The sequence below is a fragment of the Streptosporangium vulgare genome (genome assembly GCF_042428775.1).
Taxonomy (GTDB): Bacteria; Actinomycetota; Actinomycetes; order Streptosporangiales; family Streptosporangiaceae; genus Streptosporangium; species Streptosporangium vulgare.
Genome location: NZ_JBHMBS010000019.1, coordinates 43,292 through 56,142, shown reverse-complemented (window position 1 = coordinate 56,142; position 12,851 = coordinate 43,292). Strand labels below are relative to the sequence as shown.

Below are 12,851 nucleotides of genomic sequence, written 5' to 3'. Positions count from 1 at the left end.
CCTGTTCACGGGGTCGCCGACGGCCGGAAACGTCCGGTACCACCGCCGTTCACCGTCGGCGGCCCGTGCGCCGCCCGGCGATCACGCTTCTATGCTGTCGGCGACCGCGCACCCGGCGAGGCGGAGGTGGGATGCAGACCCGTCGTGATCTCTATCAGGCGCACCGGCTGATGACCCAGCGCCTGGGCATGGCCCTGCTCCAGGGCGAACCCGACGTTCCCGAGTCGCCGATGCGCAGGCACAACGTCGCGACGTTCTGCGGCGTGCTCGTCGCGGTGCTGGTGGCGGTGGCGTTCGGCATCTACGGCCTGCTGAAGCCCGGCGGCGCCACCGCGCTCACCGAGCCGGGGACGGTGATCGTCGAGGAGGAGTCGGGCGCGACCTTCGTCTACAGCGCGACGCGGGGCCAGATGATCCCGGTCGCCAACGTCACCTCGGCCCGGCTGCTGCTCGGCGGCGGGCAGGGCGGGCAGAACGTGGCGGTCCGCACGGTCTCCACGGCATCGCTCGCGCGCTTCCCGCGCGGGCTCATGGTCGGCATCCCCGGCGCCCCCGAGTCCCTTCCGCCCCGCGAGCGGCTGGTCCGCGCGCCCTGGTCGGCCTGCGTGGTCGAGGGCGTGGACGCCACCGGGACGCGCACCCCGCACACCTCGCTGATCGGCGGCTTCCCGGTCGGCGGCACCCCGATCGGGCGGGACACCGCGATGGTCGTGGAGGAGGGCTCGCAGACCTGGCTGCTCTGGTCGGACCGGCGGATGCGGGTGCCGCAGGAGAGCCTGCGGGCGCTGACCGAGGAGCAGCCCCGGCAGGTCCCCGCGGCCTGGCTGAACGCGCTGCCCATCGGCCCCGACTTCCGCGCCCCGGCGCTCGCCGCCCGCGGCAGGGTGACGCGCGGCCCCGACGGCAGGCGTTCCGTCGCGGGCCGGATCTACACCGTGCGCGCGGTGTCGGGCGGCGCGGCCAAGTGGTACGTCCTGCTCCCCGACGGCCTGGCCGCGCTCACCCCCGCCCAGGCCGACCTCCTGCTCCAGGACCCGGCGAGCAAGAAGGCGTACGGCAGGGCGCCGGTGCGCCCCGTGGAGATCGACGCGGCGACCGCGAACGGGATGCGGCGCTCGGCCACCCGCTTCGATCCCGCGGGGCTTCCCACGGCCATGCCGCGGGTCATCGCCCCCGACCCCGCCTCGCCGGTGTGCGCGGTCTACGCCGACACCGAGCGCGGATCGACCCGGGCGCGGCTCACCGTCGGCAGCACCATGAGCATCCCCGCGCCGCCGGCGGGCCGGTTCGACCAGGACTCGGTGGACCAGGTCGTGCTCCCGCCGGGCACCGCGTCGCTGGTGGGCGTGCTGCCGGGGAACGGCAGGCTGGACGCGGTCACCTCGGTCTTCCTGATCAGCGACCAGGGGCGGCGGCACGCGGTCACCGCGACGGAGTCGCTGGCGAGTCTCGGCTACACCGCCGCGGACGTCGCGCCGCTGCCCGCGCACATCGTGCACCTGATCCCGCAGGGCCCCGCGCTCAGCCGGACGGCGGCGGCGGTCCCGGTGCCGGTGGGACAACCGTGATCCCCGTTACCAACGGTACATCTGTTCGTTATTGGTGAGAGATGTAACGACTGTCCACTTTGTAATGATCGAAACCCCCATACCAGTCGAGCACCATGGAGGTGCCACGTGGTTCAGAAGACCTCCGCGTACCATTCGCGGCTTGGCGAGGCGTCACAGAAGACCGACGACGCCAAAACCACGATCAACCAGATCAAGACCCAGCTCGAAGGCCACCGGGGCGAGCTGCGCTCCGGCTGGGACGGCCAGTCCGCGGTCTCCTTCGACGGCGTGTTCAACGCCTGGAGCACCGAGATGACCAACATCCTGCGCGAGCTCGAGGGCCTGTCCATCAAGCTCAAGAACATCCAGAAGAACTACGAGACGGCCCAGGAGAACCAGACCGCCGTGTCCAGGCGGCTCGGGGCCGACATCAACAGCTGACGGATTCGGAACGGGGATCACCATGGCTAGCGACTTCGACCGCACTCTTGTCGACTTCGGCCAGATGGACCGCTCTGCCGGCGACTTCGCCCGGCAGTGGCAGATGTTGGAAGGCACCCTCCAGAACCTGGAAGGGGACCTCGACCGGTTGCTCGGCGACTGGGAGGGTGACGCGCGCACGGCCTACTACGGCGCCCGCACCCAGTGGGACGCGGCGTCCGGCCGGATGGCCGCGCTGCTCCAGCGCCTCGGTGGCGTCATCGAGATCGGCAGGGAGAACTTCGCGAATACCGAGAAGGTCAACGTCACGATGTTCGACGGGCGCTGATCCCGAGAGCGGAGCGGGTCACGGCGGTGCCGGGGCCCAACCTCACCGGGAGAACCAACCGGGTCGCGGCGCTGTCGCGGCCCCCAGTAACTCAGTAACGGGGAGAGAGGCATGTTACCTCCCGAAGACACAGCCGCGCCCCCCTGGCCAGGTCTCGACAAGGACCGTCCGGCCGTCGAGCTCAGGCGCGACCGGATCAAGAAACTCCTCCAGGCACTGGAAGAGGACCTGGAGCGCCTGGAGGGCTCGAACGAGGGATCCCTGCAGGACATGCGGTCCCTGACCAACCTGACCGAGACCCACTTCGGCACCTGGGACACCGCCAAGGACGTCGCCAGGACCGCGGGCAAGGCTCACATGAAGATCGGCGCGGTCTACCAGGACACGGTCGCCAAGTACCGGGCGGCGATCAACCTGCTGCGGGTCGCCGCCTACAACTACGAGGACGCCGAGCAGGCCAGCACCACGAACAAGGGGGGGTGAGAGGCGATGGGCAACGACCAGGCGCTTCACCACATCAAGTTCGACGGTGAAAGCGCTCCCGGGATCGGCAGCCGAGGCCACTACAGCGGCTACAGCGCGACCGAGATCAGAGCGATGCTCGAATCCACCAACCCGAGGGCCATCGAGGACGCGGGCCACGCCTACAACTCCGCGGCCGGCATGCTGAACGGCAGCCACGCCCTGATCAGGGAGGTCGCCGGAGAGCTGTCGAAGGTCTGGAGCGGTGACGCCTCGATCGAGGCGCAGAAGGCGCTCCAGCTCGTACACAAGACGGTCCAGGAACTGGCCACCCGCTGCGGTCAGCTCGGACCCCCGCTGAACTACTACGGCAAGGAGATCCTTCCCTCCTACATCAACAACGCGGCCAAGAGCGGCTGGTTCGAGTTCGACGACGGGCTGGACTTCGCGCCTGGCGACGACATCAACCTCGGGACGTTCGGCGGGATCATCTTCACCAACAAGTCGGAGAACGACCTCGCCCGCGAGGACCTGATGGAGCTCAACAAGGAGCTGATCACCCTCTACGATCGCATTCCCGCGACCGTGGAGAAGGACCTGCCCAGGCTGAACGACCCGACCAAAGTCCCGCTCACCGACCAGAACTACAAGGGCGGCACGGGGAACTACCCCAGCGGGGCGGGGTTTCCCGGCGGTTTCTCCGGCGGCGGCGCCGGTTTTCCCGGTGGCGGTGCCGGTTTCCCTGGCGGCGGTGCCGGTTACACCGGCACCGGAGACCTGCCCGGCTTCTCGGACGGCTATCCCGGAGGCCCCGGCACAGGCGGTCCCGGCACCGGTCTGCCGGGCGGGAGCGACTATCCCGGCGTCTCCAACCCGGCCTATCCGGGTCTCCCCGGTACCGGCGGCCCCGGCACCGGTCTGCCCGGCACCGGCGGGCCGGGCACCGGTGGCCTGCCGGGGAACGGCACCGTCCCGCCCGCGTACTCCACCGACCCGGCGGCTCTGGACCCGAACGATCCGCGCAACACCAAGCTGGCCGGTTTCGAGCCCACCGTGCCGGGCGGCCCCGGCACCGGGCTCGGCCCCGGAACGGGACTCGGTCCTGGGACCGGCCCCGGCACCGGTGTCGGCCTGCCCACCTACAGCGGTGGCGGCGGAGGGGGCGCGGGCCCCACCTCGTTCGGCCAGAACGGCCCCGCCGGGCCGAGTTCCTGGGTCGGCACCGGTGGCACCACCGGGGCCGGTGGCGGCTTCGGCGGTGCCGGCGGCATGCGGGCCGACGGCCGCGGCGGCATGGGCATGGGCGGCATGCCGTTCATGCCGATGGGCGGCGCGGCGGGCGAGGGGAACCAGGACCGCGAACGCTCCACCTGGCTCACCGAGGACGAGGACATATGGGGTGGTGACGGCGGTACCGCACCGCCCGTGATCACCTGACCGGAACGCGCGGGGGGCGCCCATCCCGGCGGCCCCCGCGCGTTCCGTCTCTCGGCCCCGCCCCGCGAAAGGCGCCCTTCCTCGTAGCCCTCCGCTCCTTGTAGCCCTCCGCGCGGGCCGCCCGCCTTCCTCGGTGCCCTCCCCAGAGCCCCCCGGAGACCACGGCCCGGGAGCCCCTGGAGACCACGGTCCGGATCGCGCCCGGCTCAGGCGGTCTCATCGCCCCAGAAGGCGTCGACCTCGTACTGGTCGCGGCTGTGGAACCAGCCCTCGGCGATCCTGCCGTCGCGCATCGTCATGACGTGGGCGAGGTTGTTCTCCAGCGGAAGGTCGCGGTCGGGCCGGGAGGCGGTGTAGGTCGTCAGGGCCACGGCCGTCTCGTCGTCCGACAGCACGCGGTGCACGGTCAGCTTCAGGGTGCCGCCGGTGGCGGTGAAGGCGTGGGCGACGAAACCGAGGACGGCCTCGCGGCCGACGTAGTCGCCGGTGTTGGCGCCGCGCCCCGGGACGTGCAGGACCGAGTCGGGGGTGAGCGCCCTCCCCGCGCCCTCCAGGTCGCCCGCGCCGAGGGCGTCGTAGAGATCCCGTACGGCCTGTGCGTTGCGCTGCGCGTCGTTCATGGTGATCCTCTCAAAGAATTTCGACGTAGAAATAGTTGCACCCAGATATTTCGATGTCAAACTATTGGGACCGAGACGTGAGGAGCGCGCATGGAAGACCCGGACGCCGGTGTCCAGCGGATGATCGAGCAGTGGAACAGGGAGATGCCTGGCGTGGACCCGGGGCCGATGGCCCTTTTCGGCCGCCTGACCCGTGCCGACACCCTCGCGGGCACCGCCATCGCCGCGACCCTGCGCGCCCACGGCCTCAACCGGGGGGAGTTCGACGTGCTCGCCACCCTGTACCGCTCCGGAGACCCCGAGGGGCTGTCGGCCGGAGCCCTGTCCTCCTCGCTGCTGCTCTCACCCGCCGCGACCACCAACCGCGTCGACCGTCTGGCGGCGGCGGGCCTGCTGGTCCGCGCCCCCGATCCCTCCGACGGCCGCGGAGTGCGGGTCCGGCTCACCCCCGAGGGACGCGAGCTCGTCGGCGGCGCGGTGGGCGACCACCTGCGCGGCATGGAACGGATGCTCTCCGGCCTGTCGGCGGCCGAGCGCGAGCAGCTCTCCGGCCTGCTGGCGCGGCTGCTCCACAGCATCGCCGCCAAAGATCGGAACGAGGGCGCGGCGGTGCCGCCCCCCGCGGGACCATGATCCGGCACGCCCATAAAGTGAGGGGATGAGACTCACGAAATTCGGGCACGCGTGTGTCCGCCTGGAGAAGGACGGCTCCGCCCTCGTGATCGACCCGGGCTCCTTCAGCGAGGAGTCCGCGCTCGACGGGGCACAGGCCGTTCTCATCACCCACGAGCACTTCGACCACGTGGACGCCGACCGGCTGCGCCGGGCGGCCGAGGCCGACCCGTCCCTGCGGATCTGGACCAACGAGGGCGTGGCCGCCGCGCTCGCCGACGTTCCCGCGAAGATCCAGGTCGTACGGCACGGCGACACCTTCGACACGGCCGGTTTCGAGGTGAGGGTCGTCGGCGAGTGGCACGCCCCCAACCACCCGGACCTGCCGATCGTGCGCAACGTCGGCTTCCTGGTGGACGAGGAGGTCTTCTACCCCGGTGACGCGTTCACCCCTCCGGGTGTCGAGGTGCCCACCCTCCTGGTGCCGACCAACGCGCCGTGGATGAAGGCGTCGGAGATGGTCGAGTATCTCCGCCAGGTCCGCCCCGCCCGCGCCTTCTCCACCCACGACGGCCTGCTCAACGACATCGGGCTCCGCCTGGTCGACATGTGGCTGGAGATGGAGTCGGACAAGCAGAAGGCCGACATGCGCCGCCTCAAGCCCGGCGAGTCGGTCACCCTGCCCTAGCCCGCGCCGGCGCTTCGACACCTCGGCGTCTCGACGCGGACCGGCCCGCCCGGACAGGGAACCCGACGGGCCGGCCCCCGGCCCCCGTCCTGTGCCCGTCCCGCGATGGGAACCCTCACCGGACGGGAACGCGACCGTCGAAAACCTGCCCGCCGCCCGCGTGACGCGCCCGGACGCGCCCGGGGAGCGGGCTCAGGAGGCCGAGGCGATGGTGGCCGAGCCGATCACGGTGTCGCCGAGATAGAGCACGGCCGCCTGGCCCGCCGCGACCCCGGTGGCCGGGCCGTCCAGCGTGATGTGGACCTCCCCGCCGGAGAGCTGGGCGCGGCAGCCGTACACCTCGCCGTGGGCGCGGAGCTGGACCGTGCAGGCCAGCGGCTCGCGCGGCTCCTCCACCGGGCCGTTCCAGACCGGCCGCTCCGCGACGATGGTCGTGACCTGGAGGGACGAACGCGGGCCGACGGTGACCGTGTTGGAGACCGGCTCGATGGACAGCACGTAGCGCGGGCGGCCGTCGGGGGCCGGGCGGTCGATGCGCAGGCCCTTGCGCTGGCCGATGGTGAAGCCGTAGGCGCCCTCGTGGTCGCCCACGACCTCTCCGGACTCGTCGACGATCGGCCCCCGCTCCGCGCCGAGGCGGTCGGCGAGGAAGCCCCGGGTGTCGCCGTCGGCGATGAAGCAGATGTCGTGGCTGTCGGGCTTGTCGGCCACCATGAGGCCACGCCGCGCGGCCTCCTCGCGCACCTGGGCCTTGGTGGAGTCACCCAGCGGGAAGATCGCGTGAGCGAGCTGCTCCCTGGTGAGCACGCCCAGGACGTACGACTGGTCCTTGCCCTGGTCGGGGCTGCGGCTCAGGACGCCGTCCGCGACGCGCGCGTGGTGCCCGGTGGCCACCGCGTCGAAGCCCAGCGCGAGGGCCCGGTCGAGCACCGCCTCGAACTTGATCTTCTCGTTGCAGCGCAGGCACGGGTTGGGCGTGCGCCCGGCGGCGTACTCGCTGACGAAGTCCTCGACCACGTCGCGGTGGAACCGCTCGGCCATGTCCCATATGTAGAAGGGGATGCCGATCACGTCGGCGGCCCTGCGGGCGTCCCGCGAGTCCTCGACCGTGCAGCACCCGCGGGCGCCGGTCCGATAGGACTGAGGGTTGGCGGAGAGGGCGAGGTGGACACCGGTGACGTCATGGCCCGCCTCGGCGATGCGGGCGGCCGCCACGGCGGAGTCGACGCCACCGGACATGGCGGCAAGCACACGAAGACTCATAACCCCCTGAGCGTACCCGCGCCGGCGCCCACCTCGTCGGGCCGGGAGGCCCCGGGGCACCGATCAGCTCAGGCCCGCGCGGCGGGCGCGCTCGACGACGTGGCCGATCACCTCGGCCAGCCGGTCCACGTCCTCCTCGGTCGAGGTGTGCCCCAGGGAGAAGCGCAGCGAGCCGCGCGCCCGGAACCCGTCGGCGCCCATCGCGAGCAGCACGTGGGAGGGCTGCGCCACCCCCGCCGAGCAGGCCGAGCCCGTCGAGCACTCCACGCCCTTGGCGTCCAGGAGCATGAGCAGGGCGTCGCCCTCGCAGCCGGGGAAGGAGAAGTGGGCGTTGCCGGGAAGGCGGTTCACCGGGTCGCCGTTGAGGATCACGTCGGGCACCGCCTGGCGGACCCGGCGGATGAGGTCGTCGCGGAGCCCGGTCAGCCGGGCCGAGTTCTCGGCCTGCCGGGCCACCGCGGCCCGCACCGCCGTGGCGAATCCCGCGACGGAGGGGGCGTCGAGCGTGCCGGAGCGGACGTCGCGCTCCTGGCCGCCGCCGTGCAGCACCGGCACCGGGTCGACGCCCCGGGCGAGCAGCAGGGCACCCACGCCCATCGGGCCGCCGACCTTGTGCCCGGAGAGCGTCAGCGCGTCGACCCCCGAGTCGGCGAAGACCACGGGGAGCTGGCCGACGGCCTGGACCGCGTCGGTGTGGAAGGGGATGCCGTACTCCCCGGCGATCGCGGCGAGCTCGTGGACGGGCTGGATGGTGCCGACCTCGTTGTTGGCCCACATGACACTGATCAGGGCGACACTCTCCGGGTCGCGCTCGACGGCCTCGCGGAGGGTCTGCGGGTGCACCCGGCCGAACTCGTCGACGTCGAGCGGCTCGACGGTCGCGCCCTGGTGGGCGCTCAGCCAGTGCGCGGGGTCCAGGGCGGCGTGGTGCTCCACCGCGCTGATCAGGATCCTGTCGGCCCCTCCGGCGCGGCGGGCCCAGTACAGGCCCTTGACGGCGAGGTTGTCGGCCTCGGTGCCGCCCGCGGTGAAGACGACCTCGCTGGGCCTGGCGCCGAGCGCGGCGGCGATGGTCTCCCGCGACTCCTCCACGACCTGGCGGGTGCGGCGGCCGGCGGCGTGCAGGGAGGACGCGTTGCCGACCTGGACGAGCTGGGCTGTCATCGCCTCGATCGCCTCGGGAAGCATCGGCGTGGTCGCCGCGTGATCGAGATAGGCGGACTTCACGGCCGCATTCCCCTCCCCAAATCGCTGTCAACCTTCCAAGCGTATCCGCGCCCGCCGAGGGCCCGATCCCCGGAGTTGACCACTAAACCGTCCAGACGGTACAGTAACCGTCATGAGACGGGAGGAGCTGTTGGACGCGGCAGAGGATCTGCTCTGCGACCAGGGCTCCCAGGCGCTCACCCTGGCGACCGTCGCGGAGCGCGCCGGATGCAGCAAGGGCGGTCTGCTCTACCACTTCGGCACGAAGGAAGCCCTGATCAAGGGCATGGTCGAGCGGCTGATCGAGGAGTTCGACGAGCTCGTCGCGGCCCAGGGCCACGACACCTATACCAAGAACTATCTGGCCGCCACGTTCGCCGCCGTGCGGAGCGGCAGGCTGCGGCGCTGGGCCGTGGTGACCGGGGCCTCCGGCAACCTCTATCTCCTGGCACCGCTGCGGGAGGCGATGGCCCGCTGGCACCGCGAGGGGCTCGACAGCGAGCCCGACCCGGAGGCGGCGCAGATCGTGCGCCTGGCCTGCGAGGGACTGTGGGACGTGGCGAGCCACGACCCCGACCTCTACGACGCCGAGCACTTCGAGATCCTGAAACGGCGCCTGCTGGCCCTGCTGCCCGCCTGACCGACCCTGCCGCCCGCCTGACGGCACCACCCGCCTGATCATCCCGGCGCGCGACGCGCCGGTCGGCGGGCATCCGTCTGATCATTCATCTGACCAGGGGAAACACTCACAAAGATTGGTGGTCGCTTTCGCACGCGCGAAAGCGACCGACTTTGGTGTGCCCGCTCCCTGGTTTGTCAAAACATTTATTGAAGGGATTGAGTCATGACCCGCGACCTGAGAGCGGCTCGAACCGGAGCGGTTCTCACATTCGTGCTCGCAGGCCTGCTGTGCGGATCGATGACCGTGCGCATTCCGGCGCTCTCCGACAAACTCGGGCTGTCCGAGGCCTCGGTGGGCGCCACCCTCCTCGTGTGGGGGCTGGGAGCGCTCATCACCATGCAGTCGATGCGCGGGGTGATGACGCGCTTCGGGAGCCGGAGCATCCTGCGGGTCGCGGCCCCCCTGACCGCGATCACCCTGGCGCTGCTCGCGCTGGCGCCGTCGTTCCCCCTGGTCCTGGCCGCGAGCGGCCTGTTCGGCATGGCGTTCGGCGCGGTGGACGTCGCGATGAACGCGCAGGGCTCGACGGTCGAGCGCGCCTACGGGCGCCCGCTGATGAACGGCATGCACGCCGGTTGGTGCGTGGGAGCGATCTCCGCGGGCCTGCTGGGCACCGCGGCGATCGCGGCGGGACTCTCGGTCACGGTCCACCTGACCCTGGTCGCCCTGCTCGCGCTCCCCGTGGCGGCCCTCGTCAGCCGCTCCTACCTGCCCGACCCGGTGACGGCCGTCGGCCGCTCGGCCAAGGGCCGTTCGGCCGGTGGCAGGGGCGCGGCGCGGCGCCGGATGCCTCCGGTGGTCTACCTTCTCGGCGTGATCGCCTTCTGCGCGTTCATGGTGGAGGGTACGGTCGCCGACTGGAACGGCCTGTACCTGCGGAACGTGCTGGGCGCCCCGGAGGCGCTCGCCGCCCTGGGCTACCCGATCTTCGAGGTGGGCATGCTGGCCGGGCGCCTCACCGGTGACCGCGTACGGGCCCGCTTCGGCGCCCGCGGCATGATGGTCGCCTCCGGCCTGGCCACCGCCGCGACCTTCGGCGTGGTCCTCACGGCCCCCACGGCGGCGATCGCCATCTCGGCCATGCTGTTCGTGGGCGTGGCCGTGGCGACGGTCTCGCCGATGGCCATGTCCCTGGCGGGCGGCGCGACCGGCGATCCCGGGCCGGCCATCGCCCAGACCGGCGCGATGGGCTACGCGGGACTGCTGCTCGGCCCCGTGATCATCGGTTTCCTCTCCGATCTGGTCACGCTCAGGGTGGGTCTCGGCCTCGCCGTGGTGCTCGGCGTCCTGATCGCCGTGGTCGCGTGGTTCCTGCCCCGCTCCCGCGCGATCACCGTCCCGCTGGAGACCCCCGGGCGCGAGCTGTCCATGGCGGCCTGACCTCGGCGGGCCCACGGACCCGCGGGGGTCCGGCAGGGACAGTTCATACCGCCCGGATGCCCGAGGGGACGGGCACACCGTGCCCGTCCCCTCGGTACGCGTGACCTGACAGGTCACTTGCGCTTGGTGACCTCCTGGGTCAGCTGCGGGACGATCTGGTGCAGGTCGCCCACGACGCCGTAGTCGGCGAGCTCGAAGATCGGCGCCTCGGGGTCCTTGTTGATCGCGACGATCGTCTTGGCGGTCTGCATGCCGGCCCGGTGCTGGATGGCCCCGGAGATGCCCGCCGCGATGTACAGCTGCGGCGAGACGGTCTTGCCGGTCTGGCCGACCTGGAACTGGTGGGGGTACCAACCGGCGTCGGTCGCGGCGCGGGAGGCGCCGACGGCCGCGCCGAGCGAGTCGGCCAGGTCCTCGATGATCGAGAACTTCTCGGCCGAGCCGACGCCCCGGCCACCGGAGACCACGATCGCGGCCTCGGTGAGCTCCGGACGCGCGCCCTTCTCCTCCTTGACCCGCTCCACGATCCTGGCGCCCTTGGCGGCGTCGGAGACGGTGAAGGTGACGCGCTCCTCGGCGCCCGCGCCCGCGGCGGCCTCGACCGGGGTGGCGTTGGGGCGCACCGCGACGATCGGGGTGCCCTTGGTCACGCGCGACCGGACGTTGATGCCGCCGCCGAAGATGGACTGGTCGGCGACGAGGCCGTCCTCGATGCCCACGACGTCGGTGAGCACACCGGAGTCGATCTTGATGGCGAGACGGCCGGCGATCTCCTTCGCCTCGGCCGTCGCGGCGACGAGCACCGCGACCGGCGACTTCTCACCCACGAGGTGGGCGAGCAGCTCCGCCTTGGGCGCCACGACGTAGTCGCTGACCTCCGCGGAGTCGGCCAGGTAGATCTTCTCCGCGCCGTACTCGGCCAGCCTGGCCTGGGCCTCGGGGGAGTAGCCCGCGCCCGTCCAGACCGCCGACGGGGCGCCCAGCTTCCTGGCCAGCGTCAGCAGCTCAAGGGTGACCTTCTTGACCTGGCCCTCGACGTGCTCGACCAGAACGAGAATCTCGGACATTCCAGCTAACCCCCGCTCTCAGACGAACTTCTTCGACGCGAGGAAGTCGGCGGCCTTCACGCCACCGTCGCCCTCGTCCTTGACGACCGTGCCCGCCGCGCGCGGCGGGGCGGCCTCGAAGTCTGTGACCTCGCTCCAGGAGTTGGCCAGGCCCACCTGGGAGGCGTCGATCTCGGCGTCGGCGACACCGAGCTTCTCGACCGGCTTCTTCTTGGCGGCCATGATGCCCTTGAAGGACGGGTAGCGCGGCTCGTTGATCTTCTCCACGACGGAGACGACGGCGGGCAGCGAGGCCTCGACCTTGTCGTAGCCGTAGTCGGTGACGCGCTGGATGGAGATGGCGCCCCCGTCGACCTGTACCTGGTTGGCGAAGGTGAGCTGCGGAACGCCGAGGCGCTCGGCCAGCATCGCGGCGAGGACCCCGGTGCGGGCGTCCGTCGACTCCGAGCCGAGCACGACCAGATCGAAACCGATCTTCTTGAGGGTCTGCGCCAGGGCGTGGGAGGTGCCCAGGGCGTCCGAGCCGTGCAGCGCGTCGTCCACCAGGTGGACGGCCTTGTCGGCACCCATGGCCAGAGCCTTGCGGATGGTGTCGCTCGCCTTGGCGGGACCCATGGTGAGGACGGTCACCTCACCGCCGTGCGCCTCCTTCAGGCGCAGCGCCTCCTCGACCGCGTATTCGCACAGCTCGTTGATGACGCCGTCGGCGGCATCGCGGTCGAGCGTATTGTCATCGGACTTCAGCTTGCGCTCGGTCGCCGTGTCGGGGACCTGCTTCACGCAGACGACGATGTTCATGGCCGGTGGCCGACCTCCCGTGTTCGCCTGCGCCACCGCGTCGCTGCGGTTGACGCCGGATGCGGTACGTGCACGCGGGGTACGTGCACGCGCTGCCAAGACTGCCAGGTGCCCTCGGGCGTTGTGGCAGCGGGTGGCCCGGTCGGTACGTGCCCGCCCCGGCCCCCCGTCATTATGTTACCCATCAGTAGCTTAGGTGCAAACCGCCAGGTTGCGCGGCCTGCACCGAGCGGCCGTAACCTTCCCCGAGGACCGCCACCCCTACCATACCGAACTATATTCCGGTATTCGCGTGCGGGCTCCGCGCCACGCGCACG

The 12,851-nt window shown here is 71.4% G+C and carries 14 protein-coding genes; 9 read left to right on the top strand and 5 right to left on the bottom strand.

The annotated features are described in order from the left end of the window. Positions 1-131 precede the first annotated feature (131 nt). From eccB to ACFFRH_RS30980, 5 genes are all read left to right on the top strand, one after another. The gene (gene eccB, locus ACFFRH_RS31000) at positions 132-1,568 is read left to right on the top strand and encodes a type VII secretion protein EccB (RefSeq protein WP_344746035.1); all 1,437 of its coding nucleotides are present in this window, start codon (positions 132-134) and stop codon (positions 1,566-1,568) included. A 108-nt stretch (positions 1,569-1,676) separates the two neighbouring features. Continuing rightward, positions 1,677-1,991, top strand: coding sequence for a WXG100 family type VII secretion target (locus tag ACFFRH_RS30995; protein ID WP_344746036.1), 315 nt, complete (start codon positions 1,677-1,679; stop codon positions 1,989-1,991). Between the two features lie 22 nt (positions 1,992-2,013). Continuing rightward, positions 2,014-2,319, top strand: a complete 306-nt coding sequence (locus tag ACFFRH_RS30990) for a WXG100 family type VII secretion target (protein ID WP_344746037.1) — start codon at positions 2,014-2,016, stop codon at positions 2,317-2,319. A gap of 111 nt (positions 2,320-2,430) precedes the next feature. Continuing rightward, the gene (locus ACFFRH_RS30985) at positions 2,431-2,802 is read left to right on the top strand and encodes a hypothetical protein (protein WP_344746038.1); all 372 of its coding nucleotides are present in this window, start codon (positions 2,431-2,433) and stop codon (positions 2,800-2,802) included. A gap of 6 nt (positions 2,803-2,808) precedes the next feature. Then, complete coding sequence (locus ACFFRH_RS30980; RefSeq protein ID WP_344746039.1) at positions 2,809-4,218, top strand: hypothetical protein; 1,410 nt, start codon at positions 2,809-2,811, stop codon at positions 4,216-4,218. Between the two features lie 206 nt (positions 4,219-4,424). Here the strand turns inward: ACFFRH_RS30980 and ACFFRH_RS30975 are convergent, their stop codons facing one another. Next, entirely contained in the window at positions 4,425-4,838 is a 414-nt protein-coding gene (locus tag ACFFRH_RS30975; RefSeq protein WP_344746040.1) for a nuclear transport factor 2 family protein, read from the bottom strand. Positions 4,839-4,928: 90 nt separating this feature from the next. Here ACFFRH_RS30975 and ACFFRH_RS30970 point away from each other — a divergent pair, with 90 nt between their 5' ends. Together ACFFRH_RS30970 and ACFFRH_RS30965 are read left to right on the top strand one after the other, a co-directional pair. After that, on the top strand, positions 4,929-5,471 hold the full coding sequence (locus ACFFRH_RS30970) for a MarR family winged helix-turn-helix transcriptional regulator (RefSeq protein WP_344746041.1): 543 nt from the start codon (positions 4,929-4,931) through the stop codon (positions 5,469-5,471). A 25-nt stretch (positions 5,472-5,496) separates the two neighbouring features. Further along, positions 5,497-6,138, top strand: coding sequence for an MBL fold metallo-hydrolase (locus ACFFRH_RS30965; protein WP_344746042.1), 642 nt, complete (start codon positions 5,497-5,499; stop codon positions 6,136-6,138). A gap of 192 nt (positions 6,139-6,330) precedes the next feature. On the opposite strand, the gene mnmA is transcribed toward ACFFRH_RS30965, so the two are convergent. Beyond that, positions 6,331-7,401: a tRNA 2-thiouridine(34) synthase MnmA gene (mnmA, locus tag ACFFRH_RS30960; protein WP_344746043.1), complete on the bottom strand. Its 1,071-nt coding sequence runs from the start codon at positions 7,399-7,401 to the stop codon at positions 6,331-6,333. Positions 7,402-7,464: 63 nt separating this feature from the next. After that, on the bottom strand, positions 7,465-8,628 hold the full coding sequence (locus tag ACFFRH_RS30955) for a cysteine desulfurase family protein (protein ID WP_386161137.1): 1,164 nt from the start codon (positions 8,626-8,628) through the stop codon (positions 7,465-7,467). Between the two features lie 112 nt (positions 8,629-8,740). On the opposite strand from ACFFRH_RS30955, the gene ACFFRH_RS30950 reads away from it, so the two are divergent. Further along, complete coding sequence (locus tag ACFFRH_RS30950; RefSeq protein WP_386161136.1) at positions 8,741-9,247, top strand: TetR/AcrR family transcriptional regulator; 507 nt, start codon at positions 8,741-8,743, stop codon at positions 9,245-9,247. Between the two features lie 204 nt (positions 9,248-9,451). Then, positions 9,452-10,669, top strand: a complete 1,218-nt coding sequence (locus ACFFRH_RS30945; protein WP_386161135.1) for an MFS transporter — start codon at positions 9,452-9,454, stop codon at positions 10,667-10,669. A gap of 113 nt (positions 10,670-10,782) precedes the next feature. On the opposite strand, the gene ACFFRH_RS30940 is transcribed toward ACFFRH_RS30945, so the two are convergent. Together ACFFRH_RS30940 and ACFFRH_RS30935 are read right to left on the bottom strand one after the other, a co-directional pair. Continuing rightward, the gene (locus tag ACFFRH_RS30940; protein ID WP_386161134.1) at positions 10,783-11,736 is read right to left on the bottom strand and encodes an electron transfer flavoprotein subunit alpha/FixB family protein; all 954 of its coding nucleotides are present in this window, start codon (positions 11,734-11,736) and stop codon (positions 10,783-10,785) included. An 18-nt stretch (positions 11,737-11,754) separates the two neighbouring features. Further along, positions 11,755-12,534 (bottom strand): electron transfer flavoprotein subunit beta/FixA family protein, encoded by a 780-nt coding sequence (locus ACFFRH_RS30935; RefSeq protein ID WP_386161133.1) that lies wholly within the window; start codon positions 12,532-12,534, stop codon positions 11,755-11,757. Between the last annotated feature and the right edge of the window lie 317 nt (positions 12,535-12,851).

Excerpts from the sequence above, each read along its gene's own strand:
- eccB (WP_344746035.1), top strand. The coding sequence starts at position 132 with ATGCAGACCCGTCGTGATCTCTATCAGGCGCACCGGCTGATGACCCAG.
- ACFFRH_RS30990 (WP_344746037.1), top strand. The coding sequence starts at position 2,014 with ATGGCTAGCGACTTCGACCGCACTCTTGTCGACTTCGGCCAGATGGAC.
- ACFFRH_RS30985 (WP_344746038.1), top strand. The coding sequence starts at position 2,431 with ATGTTACCTCCCGAAGACACAGCCGCGCCCCCCTGGCCAGGTCTCGAC.
- ACFFRH_RS30980 (WP_344746039.1), top strand. The coding sequence starts at position 2,809 with ATGGGCAACGACCAGGCGCTTCACCACATCAAGTTCGACGGTGAAAGC.
- ACFFRH_RS30975 (WP_344746040.1), bottom strand. The coding sequence starts at position 4,838 with ATGAACGACGCGCAGCGCAACGCACAGGCCGTACGGGATCTCTACGAC.
- ACFFRH_RS30970 (WP_344746041.1), top strand. The coding sequence starts at position 4,929 with ATGGAAGACCCGGACGCCGGTGTCCAGCGGATGATCGAGCAGTGGAAC.
- ACFFRH_RS30965 (WP_344746042.1), top strand. The coding sequence starts at position 5,497 with ATGAGACTCACGAAATTCGGGCACGCGTGTGTCCGCCTGGAGAAGGAC.
- mnmA (WP_344746043.1), bottom strand. The coding sequence starts at position 7,401 with ATGAGTCTTCGTGTGCTTGCCGCCATGTCCGGTGGCGTCGACTCCGCC.
- ACFFRH_RS30950 (WP_386161136.1), top strand. The coding sequence starts at position 8,741 with ATGAGACGGGAGGAGCTGTTGGACGCGGCAGAGGATCTGCTCTGCGAC.
- ACFFRH_RS30945 (WP_386161135.1), top strand. The coding sequence starts at position 9,452 with ATGACCCGCGACCTGAGAGCGGCTCGAACCGGAGCGGTTCTCACATTC.
- ACFFRH_RS30940 (WP_386161134.1), bottom strand. The coding sequence starts at position 11,736 with ATGTCCGAGATTCTCGTTCTGGTCGAGCACGTCGAGGGCCAGGTCAAG.
- ACFFRH_RS30935 (WP_386161133.1), bottom strand. The coding sequence starts at position 12,534 with ATGAACATCGTCGTCTGCGTGAAGCAGGTCCCCGACACGGCGACCGAG.